This is a genomic window from Acetatifactor aquisgranensis, assembly GCF_943193215.1.
Taxonomy (GTDB): Bacteria; Bacillota; Clostridia; order Lachnospirales; family Lachnospiraceae; genus Acetatifactor; species Acetatifactor aquisgranensis.
On the sequence record NZ_CALPDH010000053.1, the window covers coordinates 1 to 21,902 of the forward strand.

The following is a 21,902-nucleotide window of genomic DNA, read 5'->3' on the forward strand; positions in this document are numbered from 1 at the left end:
CACTGCGCAGTCAATTGGATAAAGGTTGGAAAAATAATTCGTCATTTGCGTCTCCCTCAATTCGCCGTCCGACAGTTGGAGAGCTGCATGGTTGTTTCATCAGAACATACCATACTCATTGTGATGCCATTCTCCTGTTCCGTCATGCCGACAGACTGGTATACACCCACTTTTTGAATATGGGGGTCTTCTTTCAGCAAAGAGATATTCTCCTGTGAAAGGTTTTGGAAAATTCCCTGATATGCAGTTGATGCCGCATATTCATTTGTAATGTTATATGCATAAGAAGAAACAAACGCCATAATGGCTGCCGCCATAAAGATAATGATCCCAATCAGACGATTCCTGAAACGGTTCTGTCCAATACGGGCATTTGATAACCTACGGGTAACAGCGCTGGTATCATTTTCAAAAGGCCATGTCATGGTACGCCACCTCCTTCTATTATCGCAAAGCTTCCATCATGGATGACTTGCTTTGCTGCTTTAAGGCCCCTGTTGTAATCAGCACACTACATAAAATAATAACCGCACAATTCAAGATTGTAATACCAAATGGAAATTGATAATTCAAATAGCTCATCAGGCTGTTTTTCAAAAATGAGCAAAGAACATATCCAATCCCTCCGCCAATGATCACAGATAATACAAGTCCCATGCCGACTACGATCAGTCCCTCTTTATGAACCATCACGGATAATTGTTTTTGGGACATTCCCACGGAACGCATGAGGGAAAATTCCCTGCGCCTTACGATAATTCCCGTCAAAGTTGTATTCAACAGATTCATCACGGAAAAACAGCCAATCAAAACAATGGCTATTGCAAGGGCGAACTGTGTCCCCTGCAGGAAGTTTTCATTCTGGGCAATGGCAGCAGAAAGGGAATCCACACTCAGCCGCGGGTTATCGGATACAATCTGGTCTATTTCGTTTTCTGCCTGCTGTTCCAAAGAATCCTCTACACGGATCACATACTGATATGTCAGATTGCTGTGTGCGATTTTCTGCATGGAATCAACCGGCAATAACAGCATATCTATTTTATCGCCATGATTTCCAATCTTACTTTCGTCAAGGACTGCCGCAATCTCAAATTCCAGGTTCTCCGTATGCTGCCCATCAAAAATCTTCAGCATTACAGAGGAGCCGACTTTTGGATAAATGCCAAAATACTTCTCAAAGTCATTCGGCCTGCCAATCACCATCTGATCCTCAGATGCCATTTGCCCATAATCTGACAGGTTTCCATTTAAGAGACAGCTTTGCAGCAAATCCATATCTGCTTTCTCAAATCCCACGATTTCAGCATCTGATTCCAGGGCCTGCAGGTCATAGGAAACCGGGAGATGCCAATCGTCTATGATCTTTTGCACACCTGATAATTGCGAGAGTTCTTTTTCCACTTCCTCCGTAAAAGGGCTTGATCCCTGCAAAATCTCCAAAGGATTTTCCATCAGCTCCTGATTCGAGATCTTTAAAACGAACTGTCCTCTTGCAAATCCGGATAAAGACATATCTTCTGCATTGATCGAAGAAAGGACAGAGGATAAGCCTAACAGCAGGACGCCAGTCAGGACAAGGGAGGCGGCTGTCAGTATATTCTTTTTCTTATAACGCAAAACCTGGTTGACTGCCAAAGACCCCGGCGTCAGCCTGTGCTGCCTATGTTTACCTTTCGGCCCCTTATTTTGTTCATAGCGGGAAGCCTCTATGGGTGAAACGGCGGCGGCTATCTTAGCAGGCTTTTTGATGGACAGGCGCACAGTGGCATAGGTTAACGCAACAACAACCGGGCATATCCATAGCACATTCCATAACCCAAATCCATGCGGAATTAAAAGATAAGCCACTGCAATTCCCGCAATCAGTCCCATCGGAATTGCAGGTAACATCAGCAAAGTCCCCTCCCTGAGAACAAGCCTTTGAATCTGTTTTGCTGTCATACCTATTGTGCGGAGCTGTCCATATTGTTTAATGGAATTGATAATGGAAATATAAAAAATGTTGTATATAACCAAAACACCAGCGATCACGATCACAACCAGCCCGGCAACAGCCGCCAGAACCATCAATGCCGAAGGCTGGCTAAGGTTCAGATACGCTTCATTATAAGAAGGAGCCGTTTTACAGCCTGCATCAGCCGCTATCTGCGATATTAAGCTTTTTACATCCCCAGAGCCTGCATCTAAATTTACACGGAGCATGACTGCCGGAGAAAAGCGATCCCATCCATCCATTTCTGAGAAGTATTCTTCAGAAACCATAGCCGCATATAAGGAACGGTCAGTGCCTTTCGCCCCTGTTTTTAAGTATCCTGTTATAAGAAAGGATTTTTCCTGACCGTTGTTTGGGTCTGGCAGTCGGATGGTATCTCCAATTTTAGCATTTATCTTCTGCCGGATTAAATATTCCTGTTCAATCAGGATCTCATTCGCTTTCTCCGGCATTTTCCCCTGGTCAACAGACAGCCCATTTAATGTAAGTGCATCCTTGTTGCAATACGAAATATTAAGGCGGTCATTTCCGGATTTCACGCTGCCAATGGACGCTGTGAATCCGCATAGATCCACCCGCACATCATCACTCAATTTCTGGTATTGTTCTTTTTCTATGCCGGAAATAAGCGCATGATAAGACCCCGTTATGTTATTGCCTCCCTTTTGGTTCACTGTAATAATCCCAGAAACCAGGAGCAATACGGATGCCATCAAAAATGTTGCCAACGAAATTGCAGTAACCGTAAAAATTTTCTTCAAACGCTCTTTCTTTAATTGAGCAGACGCTAATTTTTTAATAACAGCGCCGGTGTCATTCTCAAAAGGCCATGTCATATCTTGCCACCTCCTAATTGCGATTTTGGCATTTTTTCCACGATCCTGCCGTCCTCAATCCTTACGATCCGGTCGGCAAGCCGGGCAATCTCGTTATTGTGGGTAATCATGACAATGGTCTGGTTGAACTCCATGCTGGTACGCTTTAAAAGCCCCAGCACATCGGCGCTGGTCTTGGAATCCAGATTTCCGGTGGGCTCATCGGCCAGGATGATGGCCGGTTTGGTGATCAGGGCGCGGGCAATGGCGACACGCTGCTGCTGTCCGCCGGAAAGGTTATTCGGCATATTCTGCAGTTTATCTTGAAGTGCCAGCATCCCCACGATCTCATCCATGAACTTCTTGTCTGCTGTATCTCCGTCCAGCTCCACAGGCAGGACAATGTTCTCATAGACATTCAGGATCGGGACAAGGTTATAGTTCTGGAAGATGAAGCCGATGTTGCGGCGGCGGAAGATGGTCAGCTCCTCGTCATTCTTTTTAGCCAGCTCATCCCCGCGGACAATAACATTGCCGGAGGTAGGCGTATCCAGCCCGCCCATCATGTTGAGCAGGGTGGATTTCCCGCTGCCGGAGGTTCCAACGATTGCCACAAACTCCCCCTGTTCCACAGAGAGGCTGACGCCGTCCAGGGCGCGGGTAATGTTGGGCTCACTGCCATAATACTTTCTCAGATCGATTGTTTGTAATACATTCATAAATCAAATGCTCCCTTCAAGGCTTTCTGCCTGTTGATTAAAGAACAAAGTTCTAAGAACCTTGTTCTTCGGACATTATAAAATCCAAATGTCACAGAAATGTCCGAAGCGGCATAAAAAATGCGGCTGAAATGTTACAAGACTCGGACATTTCAAAAAATTATCTTGTAGGGAGCATAATGGAAAATTCCGAACCCTTGCCCGGCTCTGAAACCACTTTGATATAACCGCCCTGTCTCGTTACGATCTCGCGGGTCAGATACAGGCCGATGCCCACGCCCTGCTGTTCGTGCACTTCTTCCTCACGATAGAAGCGCCGGAAAATAGCGGCCTGATTGCTCTCCGGGATACCCTTGCCGGTATCGGACACGCTCAGTTTTACATACATTTCCCATCGTTCTACCGAAATTCGGATGGTTCCTCCGGCCGGGGTATATTTCACTGCATTGTCCAGCAGGTTGAACACGGCTTCCGCCGTCCACTTGCTGTCATGGGAAAGGCGAAGCTCCTCCGGACAGTCCACCGTTACGGATATATTCTTTTTCTCCGCCGCATATACGATGCCGCTTAAGGCCACCGCCAGCGTATCGATCAGCAGGGCGTCTTTCTTTTCCAGCCGAATCGCCCCGGTTTCCAGCCGGGAAGTTTTCACAAGCGCCTGAAAAAGAAACTCCAGCTTGTCCGTCTGATTCCGGATGCCTTTCAGGAACTCCCGCTGTTCTTCTTCTGTGACCGGCTTTGAAAGCAGCGTATCCGTCACCATTTTCAGATTTGCCACCGGTGTTTTCACCTGATGGGAGACATCCGACACCAGCCTCTGCAGCTCCTGCCGTTCCGCATCCACCTTCCGCCGGTTCTCCTGCATGATCCCATACAGCCGGGTCAGACGGTGGCTGATACGGGCAAAGAGCGTTTCACTGTCCCCAGCGCGCACAGGCTCTCCGCTTCCGCTGATCATCTGATCCATTGCCCGGCACAGCTCCCGGGTAAATACGGAAAGCCGTTTGCCAAAGGCAATCGACAGAAGGAACATCCACGCAAAGGCGCAGAGCATCAGGAGCATGCCACAGGCCAGTATCCACATCTGGCCTGTCACCGCGAAGAAAACCGCGCAGATGGCCAGCATGGAAACCGCCATACCGCCGCTGACCAGCAGGAATATCCTTTTTACAGAGATCCGCCCCAGATTCATTTCCTCTCGCCTCCCATCCACTGATACCCAATCCCGTAAATCGTTTTGATGTAAGCGTCGCCATCAGCCTCAATCTTGCCCCGTATACGGCTGATGGAGGTGGTCAGGGTGTGTTCGTCCACATAGTTTTCCTCCGCATCCCACAGCCGTTCCAGAAGCCGCTGCCTGGTAAGGATCTGTTTGGGGTTTTTGCAGAACAGGTGCAGCATCTTATACTCCATGGCGGAAAGGGTAATGGTCTTTCCGTTCAGCGCGGCGGACTGCTCCGAGAAGTCCAAGAACAGCCTGCCGTCATCATAGAAATCCTTTGTAAACCCCCGGTGTTCCAGCATAGCGAACATGGCCCGTATCTTCCGCAGCAGCGCCCCGACGGAAAAGGGCTTGGTGATATAATCCACCGCACCGACTTCATATCCCCGGATCTGGTCGCTCTCCTGGTCGTTGGCCGTCAGGAAGATCACCAGCGTGTCCGGGTTCTCCGGCTTTATGAGCCTGCACAGGTCATAGCCGCTGCCGTCCGGCAGGTTGATGTCCAGAAGCACCAGGTCATATTCCGCCTGCGTCAATAACGCGGCGGCTGTGCCTGCATTCAGAGCTGATACGGTATCATAACCCTCGGAAATCAGGTTGTACGTCAGCGTTTTATTTAAAAGGTCGTCATCCTCTACCAGCAAGATCTTTTTCATATCCATACTCCTTTAGATTTTATCAGGAATTGTCTGGAAATAACTTTGCGAAATTCTATTGAAAAACAAAAATTTCTTCAATCGGTGCTTCTACAGCTCTGGAAATATCAACTGCCAGCTTTAATGACGGATTATACTGCGCTTTTTCCAGACGCATAATTGTTTCCCGGCGCACACCTACTTTTTCCGCCAGCTGCTCCTGTGTCAGGTCTTTCATTTGCCGGTACTTTTTTAATCTGCATTCAAATTCTGCCATATCCTATTCCCCGCCTTCCTCTGCCTGGTCGTCATGGTCATACCGGTACAGCAAGTATTCCGAGAGGAAAATCCCCAGGCCCAATGCAAGGGAAAGGCTAATAATCGCAGCAATCAGGGTGTACTCGAGGTTTCCAAAAAGTTTCCCCTGACAGAGAATGATCAGTGCGGCATACATAACCCCAAAAGTGATCCTATACGCTTTCAGCTTAGCGCGGACAATGTTCTCACGGAAACGCTCATCCATAAATGTTCCTGACATCTTTCCTTCATAGTAAAAACCAAAAAAACCGAAGAACAGGAAAAACGCAAAGGGAAAAACCGTACCATCCACAGGATATGTCCAGAAACCGGCAAACCCCAAAAATCCCAATACCCCCAAACACCCCAGCTTTGGATTTATTTTACGGGTGACATCTGTTTCTTTCGCCTGCCTCCGCTTTTTCCCTCCATGGATAAAAAGCATGACAAACAGTGCGGCAAGATAAACACAGACAAGAAAAATCGAAACAATCATCGGCAAATCCTTTATGTCAAATACATAATCCTTAAAATCCATGGGGACTACCAGACGGGAATCATTATAAGCTACCGCATACCATGACGAAAGAAGCACGCTCAACACACAAAGTATCCCACAGCCAATCCAAATTTTCTTTTTACTTGTTTTCATTGTAATCCTCCTATTTTTTGTGATGTTTTTGTCTCTTTATATGACAAATATATCACTTGCCTTTCTTTCTGTCAATAGGAAAGAGAGAAATATATCCGGCCTGGCGCTCTCTGCCTGCCCCACGCTCCTGGAACCTGTCATAATCGGATGGACAGGGTTCCTTCACCCTTCTGAATTTTATACTGCTTAACGATTTCACCTGCCGTGAAACCAGACTGCATAACGCTGACTGGTTCAATCGCATGATTACATTAGGCAGTATTCAGCGTTATGCAGTATATATTCCCCTCTTGACAACCGCTATGTGTTGTATTATACTGTACTTATTAAAACAATACAGTTAGGGACAGAAAGGCGGTGGGACTTTGGAAATTGTCGTGAGCAACAAAACAAGTCGCCCTCTGTATGAGCAAATTTCAACACAAATTAAATCGCAGATTATGAATGGCGAACTGAAAGCCGGAGAAGCGCTTCCCTCTATCCGTTCTCTTGCAAAATCCTTACAGATTAGTGTCTTGACGGTACAAAAGGCATACGACCTTCTTCAAACAGACGGTTTTATAGAAACGACAGCCGGAAAAGGCTGCTATGTATCAGTGCAAAACCAGGATTTTTATCTGGAAGAACAGCAGAAAAAAATAGAGGAACGATTTAATGAGGCTATTGAGATAGCCCGCACAAGCGGAATACCGCTTAATAAATTACTCAATTTATTGACACTATTGTATGAGGAGGATTGACAATGAACAATGCTTTGATTATTTCAGGTCTTACCAAAACATATAAAGATTTTGTTTTGGACAATGTTTCCTTCAGCGTCCCAAGCGGCTCTATCGTCGGGCTGATCGGAGAAAATGGCGCAGGGAAAAGCACGACAATCAATGCGGTTTTGGGGCTTATCCAAAAAGAAGACGGTTATGTTTCGGTATTTGGAAAAGATGGACTGGACAATGAAACAAAAGAACAGATTGGAGCAGTATTTGACGGAAGCAACTACCCGGAAATTCTTTCTCCCAGGAAAATCAACCGGATAATGAAAAATATCTATGGCTCATGGGACGAGCAGGCCTATTTCCGGCTGCTGAAACAATTTTCTTTGCCCCTTGATAAGCAGATCAAACAGTTTTCCAAGGGGATGAAAATGAAGCTGGCTATCTCCGTTGCCCTTTCACACCATTCTAAGCTGCTGATTCTGGACGAAGCAACCAGCGGGCTCGACCCTGTTATCAGGGACGATATTCTGGATATGCTTTTGGACTTTGTGCAGGACGAAGAACACTCCATACTGGTATCTTCCCACATTACCAGCGATTTAGAAAAAATTGCCGATTACATTGTTTTTATCCATGAGGGAAAAGTTGTTTTTTCCAAACCGAAAGATGAACTGATTGAGCAATATGGCGTTATAAAATGCGGAGCGGCGCAATTTGACGCATTGGATAAATCGGATATTATCACATACAGAAAAATGGATTACGAATGGCAGATTTTGGTTTCTGAACGGGATAAAATGCAGAAAAAATATCCGAAAGCATTGATTGTACCGGCCACGATTGATGAAATTATGCTTCTCTATGTAAAGGGGGAAAGATGATGAAAGGCGTTTTACTAAAAGACTTCTATATTGCAAAGAGCAATATCCTTGTAACTGTCGTCAGCTTGATTGTTTTAGGTTTTGGATTATCTTTTCTGCTGGAAACAAGCGCACTTCTGATATTGGCCCCGGTAGCTTCCACAACAGCGGCTTTTATCAGTATCACAAGCGACGCAGGCTCAAAATGGAATAAAAACGTGATTGCCATGCCCGTGTCAAGAAATCAGATTATCAGCGAGAAATTTATCTTTTATATCCTGCTTGCGGCAGCCGGTCTGATGACAGCGCTTATTCCATGCATTGTGCTTATGTTCGCGGGAGCAGATATAACCGTTCATTCTTTGTGCTTATATGCTGCTATCGGTATGAGTGCTACTTTATTGGCGGGCGGCATCAGCTTACCATGTGCCTATTTGTTTGACCCGGAAAAATCCCAGGTTGTCTTCATGATGTCCTTTATGGCATCGACAGGTATTATTGTTGGGCTTGTGCTTCTCACAAATCTCTTTATTCCTGTAAAAAACAATATCCTGTTGGCTTTTAATATCGTTCTTGTCATTTCTGGTGTTTGTTTTTTCATCTCATACCGAATTGCGGCGGCGGTATATCAAAATCGGGATATCGTCTGATAACGCAGCAGCAAAACAGCAGATCCAGCCGAGCCAGATGGTTATATGACGGCAGAGCTGTCCATCCTTTATAAAAATGAGCATGCTGCACTCTCACACTGCAGATTTCCAAAGATGCTCCTGCCCTGCCTGTCTGGTGATGCCCGGCTGATATCTCAAAGCTGCCACCTTCTCTCCGGGAAGCCGAACCATGTTTTCAGGTCATCTGACCCCGATACTGCTAAGCCATCCCTCCATGGCATCCCTGGAAGTTCCCGCTTCAAACCGCCGGCCCTCTGCCCACTCCACGGTGTCAGGGCAGAGGGCATGGAGATTGGTGGCGCTGGAGCCAATCCCGCTGCTAGGAGAGGTACAGAACGAAACCTTTCCACATCTTTATATTCTCCTAATCTGCCTGACTGAAATCTAACCACTGTTCCCAAACCAATTTGTTTTTTATGACATCTCACCCCTCCATACTTACAACCCAAAATCCGAATTATAGTCACTCAATAATCAGCCCCCGAGTACACCCAGCTTCGTCAGGAACAGCCGGTCACGTTCGATAGTTTCTGTTTTCCAACGTGCTTTGCCTATATTTGTATTGACAGTCGTTTCCTGAATGGCATCGAACCAGTCAAACAGTTTTGCCACGGACATACCCTTCAACCAATCAAGGAGTGCTTTTTCTTTTTTGAAGGTTTCTGAACTGTCATGTGACGGATCCCCAGTGGGAACTGCCAGGGAGCTTTTTACGCGGTTCAGTTCCTTCTGAAAAAACACTTCATAGCCATATGCAACAAACTGGCAGAAAAATCGGCCTTCAAGCGATTCGGTTGTTTTGGATCTTGTTATGTGGGCATCATTATACTGTGATACTGGAAATACTTCTGAGATACAGAGATATCCTGTCCCAGATCCTTCATCAGAGAATAACAGGTATCCTCGGAAAGCCCTTCACGGTAAGGAAGCGTATGGCTAATCTGCCACTCCTCGATCCGCCGGATCGGCTTATCCGGGTTGGCCATCTAAAACCTTGCAATAGAGCCATCCGGGGATTTTTTGCCAAGCAGCTTACTGGATACATGCTCGTTATACCTTTTCTCCGGATTGTATCGCGTTGTTACTTCATAGATATAAATGTCTCCATTCGATTGCAGGCGCTCGACACGTTTTACCTTGGGATTACCGGACGCTTTTCTGGACATGGAATTACTCTTTTTTATTTAGTGCCTATATTTTACCATGAACACTAAACACAATCAATTGCTTTATATCCCAGAAATTCCTATTTTTCAATAAAACTCGTAGTTCTACCCATTCATTTTAGTATCTCTCTTTATCAGCAAACTGCCTGAAGACTGGAAAAATCGTTTCCAAATGCCCAAGGCGGCGTAATTTCTGGTAGTATGCCTAATTTTAGTATGCGAAGTATGAGAAGTATTTTTCGCTTTATTCTCATCGTTCTACATCTCCTTGTCTTTAAACTATCGTTTCATTTTTCTCCTATCACTCCAACAAAAGTTACAGCAAAAACAGCAGCCCTGGTTTCCAAAGCTGCTGCATCAATGCACCCAAATATGTCTGCTATACAACGGCTTTTTTCTTTTGCCGTTGTACGGCAGATTTACAATACGGATATTTTACACAATTAATAAATACTCTTTTTGTTTTTACGGCTTAATCCGTTCAAAATCAAAACTGCAAGAACCATACAAACTATCAGAATAACTAAGCTGGCTGCTTTGTTTCCGATTGTTGCTTCATAATATCCTGAAAGCTGGAACACCGCAGTAATCGGGTAAACAGTTTTCAAAGTTTCAGACATACTTGCAAACAGACCGGCAAAGGAATAGATTTCAGTAAATACCAAAGCAAGCCAATACCCTTTTTTTATACGGGCTACTAATGCCACAATCGGTGAAATAGCAAGAAATACGCCAATACCATTTACAAAATAGGTAAAAAGGAAGCCCCATACTGTCTGAATAGATAATGTTCCGAAATGCATTATAGCTTCAACCGCAAAAGTAATTACAAACAGCAGAAGATAAATCAAAATACTGAAAACCATTGCAACGATCATTTTAACAACAGTCAGTTTCGCTTCATCTACTGGCACAAGCCGCAGTGATTTCAGAGTATCTTCCTGTTCCTCCCGGCAAATCATATAGCTGCCTAACAATGCAATGACAGCCGGAAGCACAAAAAAGGTTGCCAAAGACTGTGCGGCAGTCATAAACCAGCCAGCCCCATCTATATATCGTGAACCCTTAAATACAAACTGCCCTTCTGCAAAGACGATAACAGCAATCATAACCACCGCAAAGACAGCAATCCAAACGATTTTAGAATGACGAAGTTTTCGGCGTTCAGCCCAAAGTAATTGTTTCATACTACCCACCTCACTTTCTTTTTCCTAAAGCAAATATAGCCAACGCCACTGAACCCGCACACCATATAGTAATACATATTAATGCCGCCGGAATATTAAGAGTTTGTGCCAAAACTACACCGGGAATATCACCCATGACAATGGCGCTCATACTGGATAGAGGATGCAGATACATATTAACCATAAGCAGAATAAAACCAAGGAACGTATAAACCAGCGTTACGCATACTGGAAATATATAACTTTTTCCAGCAGCCGCAACCGCCAAAAGCGGCATTACGGCGAATGCGGTTAATATAGCAATTTCCATACATTTTTTCAGCAAGTAACAAAAACTGCTCCATTCAAATGTTATATAACCGGGAAGCATACCAAAAATCACAGACAATCCGGCTGTGAGCAACATAAAACAAATGGAATAAGACAGCACAATAATAAATTTACCAAAAAAATATTCCGCCTTGCTAATTGGTATAATCCACAACTGTTTAAGCATATCATTTTGGTGTTCATCATACATAAGCATAGTGGAAAATACCCCCAATACGACAGGAAGTATAACCCAAGGCGTATAGCTGAACGCAGTCCATTTATAAAATTGTATTGTGTCTACGCCTGCTTCCCTGAACCCACTAAAATAAAAGATTGCAAGAAATGGCATGAGAAGAGCTGCCAGCAGCATTAACAGTATGAACTTTCTACGATGCAGTTTTAGAAATTCTGTCTGTATCAATTTAAGCAATGCCTTCTCCCCCTGTAATTTTTTTGAAATAGTCCTCCAATGTGTCATTACATAATTGTGAACTGATAACAGCCACATCCTGCACTACAAGAGCCTTATTGACAGCCGCCATATCCAATGACGTATTATAAATCCGCAGGGAATGGTCATCCTGTACGGAATAATCTGTAACTCCGAATTGCCTTTCCAAAACAAGAGAAGTTTTCGGAATATCAGAAACTTGCAGAAGTATATATTTACTGTTTTTTCTTTTCAGTGTTTCCATGCTGTTTTCTTCCAGTAAGACACCGTGGTCAATAATGCCAATATCATCAGCCAACAATGCAATCTCGGACAGGATATGGCTGGAAATGAGGATTGTTTTCCCTCGCTCGGTGCTCAAGTCTTTAATAAAATCCCTTACTTCTGCAATGCCGATAGGGTCAAGACCATTCGTAGGCTCGTCTAAAATCAACAGCTCCGGATCATGCAAAATAGCATTTGCAATACCAAGACGCTGCTTCATTCCAAGAGAATATTTGCTGAACAGCTTTTTATCCCGGTAAGGGAGTCCGACAATATCCAAAGCATTTTTTACAGCATTGGGGGCAGCAGTGCCACGCAGCTTCGCAAATATTTCAAGGTTTTCCGTACCCGTCAGGTTTGGGTAGAAGCCGGGTGTTTCAATAATAGCCCCAATCCGGGGATATACCCGTTTTTCCTTTCCTTTGATATTTTGTCCGAACACATCTATTTCCCCGGAAGTAACAGGGGTTAATCCCAAAATCATTTTCATTATTGTGGTTTTGCCAGCTCCATTACGCCCCAGCAGTCCGTATATCCGCCCTTTTTCTACATGGATATTAACAGCATTGACCGCTGTCTGCTCACCATATTTTTTTGTTAACCGCTTTGTTTCAATCACATAGCTGCACATAATATTTCCTCACTTTCTTAATTATCGTGGTCTTTCTAAATCACATAGTTATACAAGTTTCCGCTTGCTGAATAGTTGGTAAAAACTCTTCAAAATGTTTTCTTCTGTAAAGCAATTACAGAAACGATTGTCGAAATAATGCCTATAGCCAGTAAAGAAACAGAACAAGTCATCGGTGATGCTGTTATTACTGCATTTCCTGTCCAACTGTTTACCATTTCAATAGCGGCAGGTGAAATGTGGGGATAAATTCCCATAACACTCGCCAAGGGGTGCAGTCCCATGAGCTGGGACGGGGCAAGCACAACAGGCACAAGATAAAGTAAAACAGCCCCAATCGGTAAAATGTACCCTTTTGATAGCGTTGCTAAAAATATGATTGGGAGCATGGCAACCGGGATCAGCGCACCGCCAGCCAAAAACAATAGCCCCGCCTGTAGTATTGTTTCCGTGTTCAAATCAGTAAAGCCGCCAGCAATTAAGCCGCCAACGATACAGATAACAAAGGTAAACAGGCATAGCCCCAATGACATAAGGATTACAACCGCTATCTTTGAAAAATAAAGCTGTGCTTTGGAAACCGGAATAATCAAAAGTCCTTTTAATGTATCGTTTTTCTGTTCATCAAAGAACAATGTGGTGGCAAACATCCCCAACACAATAGGCAGAAACAGGCTTGTAAGGTTCTTAAATGCCAAAGTGTATAAGTCACCAAAGCTATCCATGAGAGGATTGCTTCTTGATATGCTGCAGGCACGCTCAACCGCAAATACTCCCAAAATAGCAGTAAGAATAAAAATACCCCAAACTGTCTTATTCCGTTTCCATTTCAGTATCTCAGTAAAGATAATTGTCATTGCCTTTTCCTCCTTTCCAATCCCTAATTATATAGCATTAACCTTGCCAAAACCTTGCCGTAACCTTGCTTTTTTCATGTTTTCCTCCAATGAATATACAAAAAGCCCTGTGCTGTTACAGAGCTTTTGGAAATAGTATCGTAAATGTTGCACCCATTCCGGGATTGCTGTCTGCTTTAATTTTCCCATTGTGAGCATTTACAAGTTCTGTCGTAATAGATAGCCCCAAGCCATTGCCCCTGGCAGAACGTGAACTGTCACATTGATACATCCTCTCAAAAATGTGCGGAATATCAGAGGAGGAAATACCTTTTCCATTATCTGAAATGATAATTTCTACTTGCTGTTCATTCTCCAATAATTTCAAAATCAATTTATTGCCGCCACTGTGCATAAGCACATTTTGAAACAGATTATTAAGAATGCGGGTATAGGAATGAGGGTCAATACGTAAAAAATATTCATCTTCAGGAATATCAAAATCATATTCAAAATGGTTGCGTTCCAAGGTTGGAACCCACTCTGCGACAATATTGCGGGTCAATTCGTTAAAATCACATAACTCAAAATGAAAAACCTGTTCTTTAGCGTCTAGTTTTACCCACTCAAATAGTGCTTCCACAAAATGTTTTAAGTGACACGCTTTTTCTACTGCAACGTGGATATAGGCTTCTTTTTCTTCCCCAGCCACAAGGCCATTTGTGGCGGCATCCAAGTAGCCAAACAATGAAGCTAATGGTGTCTTTACATCATGGGAAAGGCTTGTCATAAGTCGCTTGTATGCCTGCTCCGATTGTTTTTGTTGGATAAGCTGTGACTGGTTCCTGACCGCAATTTCATTGATTGCAAAGCAAATACGCTTTGTCATATCGCTTTTTCTCGCCAAAACCCGTCGGTTCGGATTACCGGACTTTATATCTTCAAGGGCTTCTTCAATAATAGATAATTGTCCTCTTACACGCCTAAGTTTCGTAATAAAAAACAGGACAGCCAAAAGCGCTGTACAGAGAGCAATCAATAAAAATGAATTTAAGTTCATGTTATGCCTCCCTGTTAAATCGGTAACCAACGCCCCGGACAGTCAGAATATAAAAAGGGTGTTCCGGGTCTGGTTCGATTTTTTTCCGTAATTTGCTGATAAACGACATGATATTGCTATCATCAAAAGCATACTCTTCCTCCCATACATGGGTATAAATCTGCTTTTTTGTAAACACTTTTCCTTTATTGGCCGCAAGGAAAGAAAGCAGATCAAATTCTTTTCCTGTAAGTTCCACTTGTATGTCATTAACCAAAACAAGACGGTTAAGGTTATCTATCGTCATTCCTTGAAATACCATACAATCCGTTTCTGTGCCGGAAACAGTATTGAACAATGTAAAACGCCGGATAAGAGAATTTACACGTGCCATAAGCTCGTTAATGCTAAATGGCTTTGTCAGATAATCGTCTGCCCCCATCCTTAAGCCGGAAACCTTATCTTCCTCACCGCTTTTTGCGGTAAGCATAAGAACAGGCACATTACTTGTCTGCCGTACTTGTTGCAACACTTGAAAACCGTCTAAGTCGGGCATCATAATATCAAGAATAATAAGTGAACAGGTATCTTTGGTTTCCTCCAATATATGCAGTCCTTCTATCCCGCCGCCTGCGACAACCGCAGTAAGGTTTTCCTGCTCTACGCATTTTTTCATAAGTGCGCAAAGTTCTTTATCATCATCTATAATTAAAACTTTATTCATGTTTTTTCTTCCTTTCTACTTTTAATCGGGCATCTGTTGGTTTTTCAGCGTCCTTTGGAATCAGCCACAAGCGGCTGAACTTTGCCGCTTCCGGAGCGGAAATAAACTCTAACATCTTCATTCACCCTTTCTCTAAATTCTGCCATATAATTATATGCGGTCAGGCGAATCATTTCAAGTATTTAAGACCTGCATCATGGAAATGTGCATAACTGGCTATGAAACTATGGAAAACCCCATTCACAGCCTGTGGAAAAGCAAAAGCAGCTTTCCCACATCCTGCAAACAGGGTTTCCCACAGTTCCATAAAACACTCTTTGAAAAGAGCATAAATCTCAGCGTACAGCTTCTAAATTCCCTGATTCCATACTATAAACATGATCACAAAGGATATTTATATCTTCTGAATTGTGACTGGCAATTAAAATTATTTTTCCACTTTTTTTCAGTTCAAGAAATAATTCTCTCATTTCATCTACGCCATGATTATCAAGTCCATTAAACGGCTCATCCAAAACTAAAAAATCAGGTTCTTCCATAATTGATTGTGCTATAGCCAACCTTTGGCGCATCCCCATAGAATATTTTCCCACATGTTTTTTTGATTTCGGATCAAGTCCTACTTTATCCATAATACTTTCTAAATAAGGTCTATTATTCTTATTATTTATCATATATAAATATTCCAAATTCTTTATTCCAGAATAATTTTTTAAAAAAGCTGGTTCTTCAATAATAATTCCAACAGAAGGAAGAACATCCGCTTGTTTTTCCCGTTTTGTGCCGTTTATTACAATCTCACCTGAATCCAAAGACAGCAAACCACATATTATTTTAAATAAAACTGTTTTCCCTGCACCATTTCTTCCTATAATCCCTGTAATCTCTCCTTGATTGCATTCCATATTAACATGATTTAACACCTGTGTTTTACCAAAACATTTGCATACATCTTTTACTTTTATATTTTTGTCCTGCATAAAAATCTCCATTCCGCAGCCTTTCAGTTGGCGGCACAAATAGTGATGAAAGTGGTTTTTTCTTTCACACTATCACTCCTCATCTAACCAATTTAAATCTTTTAGATATATTCTTTTTAAAGAAATATAGCTTAAAACAAATGATAAAATTACTGTCATAATAATTACCATGAAAAAAGATGGTGCATTTTCACATACTTTCCCGTATAATAAGAGTAGATTTAACCATGAAAATGGGGAAATAAAACTAATCCATTGCTGGTATAAATGCAGATTAGCAAATACAACCGGCAAAATCGAAAAAAAAGTTCCTATAAGCACAGCGCCTGTTCTATTCATGCAAATACTCACAGCAAACATAATCATCCCAATCAATCCAGTAGATATACAAAGGATTGTCCCAAATATTAACATTGTTATGAGAGGATTATGCTCGCTGATTAATTCATAGGAAAAAGATAATTTAACATTATATTCCAATCCTGCATTTGTCATGGCGAGCGAATTGTATAATTTGCCCCATTCTGTAGACCATTCCAGACATGGAAACAATGGCAATATACTTAAAAGCAATTCAATAACTGAAAGCAAAACAGCAGATAACCAAATTCTTAATATTTTAATATGTATCCATCTCTTTCTTCCCTGCCTTATCAGCACATACATTTCGTTCCGCTGCATAAACGGTATGTTAGAGTAAAAGTAAATGACAGAAATACCATATACAAATAAAAAATATACATTTTGTCCGGCAAAAGGCAGTATCCAAGGTGATGCAGGGTAATCTGCCGCAACAGAAAATTGTTTCACTGAATGGATATAATAGTGCAAAATATAAAATTGAAAAACGCAGAAAACAAGCAGCCTCCTACTCAAAAAATTACTTATAAAATCCTCCCATACATATTTTATTTTATTCACAGATTTTTCTCCTCAATTTCCTAATTAAAAGTTTTCTAAGCAAAATCAAATTCATAACTGCTATCATAACTACCAGTAATACAGACAAAAAATCATTTAAAAAAATATTATTCGAAGGTGAAAAAATCGCAGCCAGACTCAGCGTTCCAGAGGAAAGTGCTGACAGAATATAATCCATAAAATAATACTGAATCATTGGTGCCGATAACACAAGCATACGGTTTGAGATGAACATGGAGAAATAGGCTGCCCATAAAGCTAAAATTCCCGCCAATATACTATACTGAATTCCATAACAAAAATAATACAGGGAATACCATTTATGCATTAAAAAAAATCTTAATCCTCCGGCATGAATGATATGATCATACTGCAAACCGGATACATCCACCCATGCCAATTTAAAATGCAGTATACTTGCAAACAAAAACATACCAAATGTAACAGAAAGCATCGTCACGAAAAAAATGCTGAGTATCCGAGCAGAAACATACCGTTCAATATCCCCTCGAATCACCTGCTGAATAACGTATTTGTGTTCTATATCCTCACAAAAACTATCTGCAAATGCAATGGCTCCGCATACCAATATCATCATTGCCGGCATTCCGTACATAACAATAGAAAAAACATATAATACATTTGTGTCCAAAGCAATGCCTTCCAGTGTTGAAAACAGCAGTACACATATCATTAATGCAATTGATATTAGAAACTTCATTGAGCATACAGACCTCTTTAAGTCTGTTTTTAAATAATTACAAAATTTTCTCAAGGTATAATCTCCTTCGCTGTCTGTGCATCTATAATGACCTGAATATCCTGCTCATGCTGTTCACTTTTTTCAATCCCCTTCACGATCCAGACAGGCTTTACATCATATACGCCTGTTCCTGAAGATAAATCAACATAATAACATAATTCTGCTTCTGTCATTTCATATGTTGAGCTTCCGAGTATTTGGTTATACTTATGAGCAACCGTTTCAGCAATCACATCCATAGGAGATAAAGAGACTGCCATTCCTTCATCGGAAATTTCAAATACTTTTTCAATGTTCAAATACTCTATTCCATCTTTTGATATAAATGCCTGTACCGGAGCATTTACATCTGCTGCATCTGAAAATATCTCACAATACACATGATAAAGCGGCAATCCTCTGTATATCTGATTGACACAAAAATAATAGCCTTCATCTGAGACAGACCACCCGTTTTTATAGTTTGCCCGGTCAATATTTCCGTCCATATCTTCGTGATATTCCTGTGACTGCATACAATCGTAATCTAACGCATATCCCGTATAAACATGCTCAAATTTAATATTCACTTCTGTTAATGCGTTATCAATTATCTGAAAAGCCTCCTCACGCGTCATAAACGACAATTGTTCTTCTGTAGAATACAAACCTGCATTATATCGCTCATCTGCCGGATCAAGTACAAAAGAGCTGAGTATATATGGCATTAAATCTCTTTGCATATATGACATCTGACTGGAAAGCGGACCATAAGATAACGTTATTTCCTCCGGAGTGACATAAGTTGCCGTATCTACTTTTTCCCCATATTCGTTTTTTTCTTCATAACTGTATACTTCGTAATCATCATTACCGCTGAATAATGATTGAAATGCCCGCTCCTCATTTACTTTCAACATTCTTGCTTTCGCGGTAATTGGAAATTTCTCTCCTAAATCAGCACCAACAATAACATCCATCTTAAAATCAACATTTTCTATGGTGTTCTCGTAACTCGCTGGAAAAATAATTTTCTCATCAGGTATATCGTTTTCTACATAAGGTTCTTCTGTTTCAGAACCCGCTTCATTTTGAACATTTGATATTTTACTTCCAGAATCCTGTCCCTGTCCTGAATTTCCACACCCGAATATAGACATAGAAAAAATAACAATCAACATCAAACATAGTTGCCTTTTCATCCGACTTTCTCCTTTTGCAAAAAACTTCTTTCCACTTGATTTTTTTGTTTTTACCATATTAAATTCCTCCATTCTGTATTAGGTAGTGAACTTTTGTGTAGCTGTTCTTTGAAATCAATGACACTTCTTATTATTTTTATTCCGGTCATAATTTCAACCCCATTTGCACCAAACGACATTTTTTCCATTCATTTGGTCATTCTGGCAATTTTTTCATTACTTTTTGTAAATGCAAGGAAACTGTAACCCTGCGGACAACACAATGCCGTTCCCAAAATCCACAAAAAAATGTCTTTTCATGCAAGGCTTTTGTATTTTCCTGACCGCTATTGTATAATATGAAGGGTAAATGTTATAAATTATTTGAAAAGAGGTATGAAAATGCGAATACTCATCTGCGACGATGATGCGCTGATAATTGAACAGCTTCAGAAATATATAAAAATTTTTTTTGAAAACATTGATGTGAAATGCCCGGAATTAATTTGCTTTTCTGACGGGGAATCCCTGCTGGCAGATAAAGGCGAAAAAGACATTCTGTTTCTTGACGTAGAAATGCCCGGAATGAATGGCATCTATGTGGGAAAGGAATTAAAAAAGAAGAATGAAAATATTATTATTTTTATTGTGACTTCTTATTCCGAATATCTTGATGAGGCAATGCGATTCCATGTATTCCGATATCTTTCAAAGCCTCTGGATAAGCAGCGGTTTTTCCGTAATATGAAAGATGCGGTTGACCTGTATAACACCATGACAGTAAAAATCCCGGTTGAAACAAAACAGGGCGTGCATACACTGCTTGCATCCTCCGTCATAGCAGTAGAGGCACAGGGCAGAAAGGTAACGGTACATACCACTCTGTGTGATTTTGAATCCACCCACAATATGCAGTACTGGCTGGAACTTCTCCCTAAAAACCGTTTCTTCCAGACACACCGCAGTTTCATTATTAATTTTGAGCATGTTACAGATTTTGACCGTAATCTTGTCCATATGGCTGATAATCAATCTGCTTATCTGACAAAAAGGAAATACAGTTCATTTAAAGAAGCCTATCTCCTTTATTTAGAAAGTACGAGGTAAAGCAAATGATAAATACAATCTGTTATTTTTTCAGTTTTCTTGTAGAAGCAATTATACTCTGGCAGTATTCCTCCGATTTATTTCCTGCCAAGCGCACCCCTCAAAGAAAACTGGCTGTACTATGCAGCTTATATTTTATCCTGTTTTGCGTGTCACTGTTTGAATCTATATGGCTCAATATCATTTTATATTTTTTTCTGAACCTCATTTTTTTAATGACCCAGTGTTATCTGAATTGGTACACGGCAGTATTTCATTCTTCCATACTGACGGCTGTTATGACAATGAGTGAATTAGTTGTTTATGGAATTACCAAACGGTTTGCCCCTCATTACCTTGATAATGGCAGGGAATTTTATCATCTTTTATTATTTTCGGTCTTTAGCAAACTCATATTCTTTGCTGTTGCTTATATACTGATGCACCTAATGAGAAACCCGAAGAAGGATACAGGGCAGTATGACAAGTCGGTTTTTCTTCTTGTTTTCATTCCCCTGACCTCAATCTTTATTATGTTTACTTTCATAAGTATTGGCGAATCCGTTTCCCTCCCAGCGTCACTTGACTGGATGGTTGCCGTGGGCGCTGTTTTTTTGCTGGCAGCAAATCTGCTCATGTTTGAAATCAACCAGTATCATCAGAAAAAAAACATGGAATTTACAGAAATACAGTTATTGCTCCAAAAAGAGTCAGATTTGGCTAGATATTATAAGATGCTGAATGTACAGAATGAAAACCAGCGTATTTTAATCCATGACATAAAAAAGCACCTGCAGTCCATTGATATGCTGAATGAACAAAAAGAGTATGCTAAAATAAGCGCCTATATCCGGCAATTGGTACTCTCCCCAGACCTGAAGGAATTTTCCAGACTATGCGACCATGAAATGCTGAATTCCATTCTATGCCGCTATATGCAGCAATGCACTGACAGCCACATAACTTTTCATGCTGACATACGCAGCGGGACAACGGATTTTATTGCAGACAACGACCTTACCTCTCTGTTTTGCAATTTGCTGGATAATGCTATAGCGGCAGCAAGTAATATCCCCGACTCTTTTATCGAGATCAATACAAGCAAACATGAAAAAACACCGTTTTTCGTGATAACAGTTATCAATTCCTGCCGAAAAAATCCTTTTGTCTGTAAGGACAGGCAGCTAAACGACAATAAAAACGGACATGGGTTTGGATTAAAAAGCATTCGTAAAGTGGTAGACCAATATCATGGCAATTTACAGATGTATTATAATGATGATGCGCTTACTTTTCATACCGTTATTACCTTAAAGCAATAGTGAACTGCGCACTACTAACGCAGTTCACTATTATAACAGTTTATGCCCCAAACCCTTGTGCCTTATAATATATATATCTTTTGGTTTCACTGTATTCCTTTTTCATCTATAACTACCTTTTCCCCATATTGCTTTAATTTTATAATTTGACATACATTTTTACTTTTCCATAATAAACTGGACGCAGACAGGGAACGGAAAGAAAGAGGCCATGAAATAGGGCGATCCACTGTTCCTTTGGAATGGGGCGCAGATGTAATGTCTACAAATCAAAGGAAAAGAAGAAAGGAAACAAAAGAGATGATTGAAAACAGGAATGTAAATATCATAATCGATTCCCCCTTAACCACTCCGGTAGTGTCAAATCCTACCCTATTTTTTATTACTAAAACCTTGATTTATGGCAATGTCATTAACTTAAGGAAAAGAACAATACCGGATGTCTTTACACCCATTCATGGGATAAAGACATCCGGTATT

General features: G+C 41.3%; 27 protein-coding genes and 1 pseudogene. 6 read left to right on the forward strand and 22 right to left on the reverse strand.

What is annotated here, in order from left to right; genetic code table 11:
• Positions 1 to 56 precede the first annotated feature (56 nt).
• From NFS35_RS26725 to NFS35_RS26755, 7 genes are all read right to left on the reverse strand, one after another.
• Positions 57 to 425 (reverse strand): hypothetical protein, encoded by a 369-nt coding sequence (locus NFS35_RS26725; protein ID WP_251210028.1) that lies wholly within the window; start codon positions 423 to 425, stop codon positions 57 to 59.
• A 19-nt stretch (positions 426 to 444) separates the two neighbouring features.
• Positions 445 to 2,832 (reverse strand): ABC transporter permease, encoded by a 2,388-nt coding sequence (locus NFS35_RS26730; protein WP_251210029.1) that lies wholly within the window; start codon positions 2,830 to 2,832, stop codon positions 445 to 447.
• Complete coding sequence (locus NFS35_RS26735) at positions 2,829 to 3,530, reverse strand: ABC transporter ATP-binding protein (RefSeq protein ID WP_251210030.1); 702 nt, start codon at positions 3,528 to 3,530, stop codon at positions 2,829 to 2,831. Before NFS35_RS26735 ends, NFS35_RS26730 begins: the two co-directional genes overlap by 4 nt.
• A gap of 160 nt (positions 3,531 to 3,690) precedes the next feature.
• Positions 3,691 to 4,722: a sensor histidine kinase gene (locus NFS35_RS26740; protein WP_251210031.1), complete on the reverse strand. Its 1,032-nt coding sequence runs from the start codon at positions 4,720 to 4,722 to the stop codon at positions 3,691 to 3,693.
• Complete coding sequence (locus tag NFS35_RS26745; protein WP_251210032.1) at positions 4,719 to 5,408, reverse strand: response regulator transcription factor; 690 nt, start codon at positions 5,406 to 5,408, stop codon at positions 4,719 to 4,721. The genes NFS35_RS26740 and NFS35_RS26745 overlap by 4 nt, the downstream gene beginning before the upstream one ends.
• Before the next feature lie 55 nt (positions 5,409 to 5,463).
• A complete protein-coding gene (locus tag NFS35_RS26750) occupies positions 5,464 to 5,664 on the reverse strand; it encodes a helix-turn-helix transcriptional regulator (protein ID WP_251210033.1) in 201 nt (66 codons plus the stop codon).
• Positions 5,665 to 5,667: 3 nt separating this feature from the next.
• Entirely contained in the window at positions 5,668 to 6,336 is a 669-nt protein-coding gene (locus tag NFS35_RS26755) for a DUF3796 domain-containing protein (protein WP_251210034.1), read from the reverse strand.
• A gap of 365 nt (positions 6,337 to 6,701) precedes the next feature.
• Here NFS35_RS26755 and NFS35_RS26760 point away from each other — a divergent pair, with 365 nt between their 5' ends.
• Genes NFS35_RS26760 through NFS35_RS26770 form a run of 3 tightly spaced genes read left to right on the forward strand, consistent with a single transcriptional unit; the run spans position 6,702 to position 8,559 of the window.
• Positions 6,702 to 7,076 carry a GntR family transcriptional regulator gene (locus NFS35_RS26760; RefSeq protein WP_016230307.1) on the forward strand — a complete coding sequence of 125 codons (375 nt, stop codon included), beginning with the start codon at positions 6,702 to 6,704 and terminating at the stop codon, positions 7,074 to 7,076.
• 2 nt (positions 7,077 to 7,078) lie between these two features.
• Positions 7,079 to 7,930, forward strand: a complete 852-nt coding sequence (locus NFS35_RS26765) for an ABC transporter ATP-binding protein (protein WP_251210035.1) — start codon at positions 7,079 to 7,081, stop codon at positions 7,928 to 7,930.
• On the forward strand, positions 7,927 to 8,559 hold the full coding sequence (locus tag NFS35_RS26770; RefSeq protein WP_251210036.1) for an ABC-2 transporter permease: 633 nt from the start codon (positions 7,927 to 7,929) through the stop codon (positions 8,557 to 8,559). Before NFS35_RS26765 ends, NFS35_RS26770 begins: the two co-directional genes overlap by 4 nt.
• A gap of 201 nt (positions 8,560 to 8,760) precedes the next feature.
• Here the strand turns inward: NFS35_RS26770 and NFS35_RS30010 are convergent.
• From NFS35_RS30010 to NFS35_RS26840, 15 genes and pseudogenes are all read right to left on the reverse strand, one after another.
• Positions 8,761 to 8,910, reverse strand: a pseudogene (locus NFS35_RS30010) (aldo/keto reductase); the annotation flags it as partial.
• Positions 8,911 to 9,054: 144 nt separating this feature from the next.
• The gene (locus tag NFS35_RS26780; RefSeq protein ID WP_251210037.1) at positions 9,055 to 9,321 is read right to left on the reverse strand and encodes a hypothetical protein; all 267 of its coding nucleotides are present in this window, start codon (positions 9,319 to 9,321) and stop codon (positions 9,055 to 9,057) included.
• Positions 9,322 to 9,389: 68 nt separating this feature from the next.
• Positions 9,390 to 9,566, reverse strand: coding sequence for a hypothetical protein (locus NFS35_RS26785; RefSeq protein WP_251210038.1), 177 nt, complete (start codon positions 9,564 to 9,566; stop codon positions 9,390 to 9,392).
• A gap of 623 nt (positions 9,567 to 10,189) precedes the next feature.
• Positions 10,190 to 10,933, reverse strand: coding sequence for an ABC transporter permease (locus tag NFS35_RS26790; RefSeq protein WP_129183069.1), 744 nt, complete (start codon positions 10,931 to 10,933; stop codon positions 10,190 to 10,192).
• Positions 10,934 to 10,943: 10 nt separating this feature from the next.
• Positions 10,944 to 11,675 (reverse strand): ABC transporter permease, encoded by a 732-nt coding sequence (locus tag NFS35_RS26795; protein ID WP_251210039.1) that lies wholly within the window; start codon positions 11,673 to 11,675, stop codon positions 10,944 to 10,946.
• On the reverse strand, positions 11,668 to 12,591 hold the full coding sequence (locus tag NFS35_RS26800; RefSeq protein ID WP_129183073.1) for an ABC transporter ATP-binding protein: 924 nt from the start codon (positions 12,589 to 12,591) through the stop codon (positions 11,668 to 11,670). Before NFS35_RS26800 ends, NFS35_RS26795 begins: the two co-directional genes overlap by 8 nt.
• Before the next feature lie 89 nt (positions 12,592 to 12,680).
• Positions 12,681 to 13,448: an ABC transporter permease gene (locus NFS35_RS26805; protein WP_251210040.1), complete on the reverse strand. Its 768-nt coding sequence runs from the start codon at positions 13,446 to 13,448 to the stop codon at positions 12,681 to 12,683.
• A 115-nt stretch (positions 13,449 to 13,563) separates the two neighbouring features.
• Complete coding sequence (locus tag NFS35_RS26810) at positions 13,564 to 14,487, reverse strand: sensor histidine kinase (RefSeq protein ID WP_251210041.1); 924 nt, start codon at positions 14,485 to 14,487, stop codon at positions 13,564 to 13,566.
• Between the two features lies 1 nt (position 14,488).
• Positions 14,489 to 15,190 carry a response regulator transcription factor gene (locus NFS35_RS26815; protein ID WP_251210042.1) on the reverse strand — a complete coding sequence of 234 codons (702 nt, stop codon included), beginning with the start codon at positions 15,188 to 15,190 and terminating at the stop codon, positions 14,489 to 14,491.
• Entirely contained in the window at positions 15,183 to 15,311 is a 129-nt protein-coding gene (locus NFS35_RS29160) for a hypothetical protein (RefSeq protein WP_275564740.1), read from the reverse strand. Before NFS35_RS29160 ends, NFS35_RS26815 begins: the two co-directional genes overlap by 8 nt.
• 48 nt (positions 15,312 to 15,359) lie before the next feature.
• Positions 15,360 to 15,497, reverse strand: a complete 138-nt coding sequence (locus NFS35_RS26820; protein ID WP_251210043.1) for a hypothetical protein — start codon at positions 15,495 to 15,497, stop codon at positions 15,360 to 15,362.
• A gap of 28 nt (positions 15,498 to 15,525) precedes the next feature.
• A complete protein-coding gene (locus NFS35_RS26825) occupies positions 15,526 to 16,170 on the reverse strand; it encodes an ABC transporter ATP-binding protein (protein ID WP_251210044.1) in 645 nt (214 codons plus the stop codon).
• Between the two features lie 72 nt (positions 16,171 to 16,242).
• Entirely contained in the window at positions 16,243 to 17,091 is an 849-nt protein-coding gene (locus NFS35_RS26830) for a hypothetical protein (protein ID WP_251210045.1), read from the reverse strand.
• Positions 17,084 to 17,812 carry a hypothetical protein gene (locus NFS35_RS26835; protein ID WP_251210046.1) on the reverse strand — a complete coding sequence of 243 codons (729 nt, stop codon included), beginning with the start codon at positions 17,810 to 17,812 and terminating at the stop codon, positions 17,084 to 17,086. Before NFS35_RS26835 ends, NFS35_RS26830 begins: the two co-directional genes overlap by 8 nt.
• 50 nt (positions 17,813 to 17,862) lie before the next feature.
• Complete coding sequence (locus tag NFS35_RS26840) at positions 17,863 to 19,092, reverse strand: hypothetical protein (protein ID WP_251210047.1); 1,230 nt, start codon at positions 19,090 to 19,092, stop codon at positions 17,863 to 17,865.
• 324 nt (positions 19,093 to 19,416) lie between these two features.
• On the opposite strand from NFS35_RS26840, the gene NFS35_RS26845 reads away from it, so the two are divergent.
• From NFS35_RS26845 to NFS35_RS26855, 3 genes are all read left to right on the forward strand, one after another.
• The gene (locus NFS35_RS26845; protein ID WP_251210048.1) at positions 19,417 to 20,121 is read left to right on the forward strand and encodes a LytR/AlgR family response regulator transcription factor; all 705 of its coding nucleotides are present in this window, start codon (positions 19,417 to 19,419) and stop codon (positions 20,119 to 20,121) included.
• Positions 20,122 to 20,405: 284 nt separating this feature from the next.
• Positions 20,406 to 21,422, forward strand: coding sequence for a sensor histidine kinase (locus NFS35_RS26850; RefSeq protein WP_330640492.1), 1,017 nt, complete (start codon positions 20,406 to 20,408; stop codon positions 21,420 to 21,422).
• A gap of 300 nt (positions 21,423 to 21,722) precedes the next feature.
• Positions 21,723 to 21,902, forward strand: a 180-nt coding sequence (locus NFS35_RS26855; protein ID WP_251210050.1) for a hypothetical protein, incomplete at its 3' end; no start/stop codon positions are given.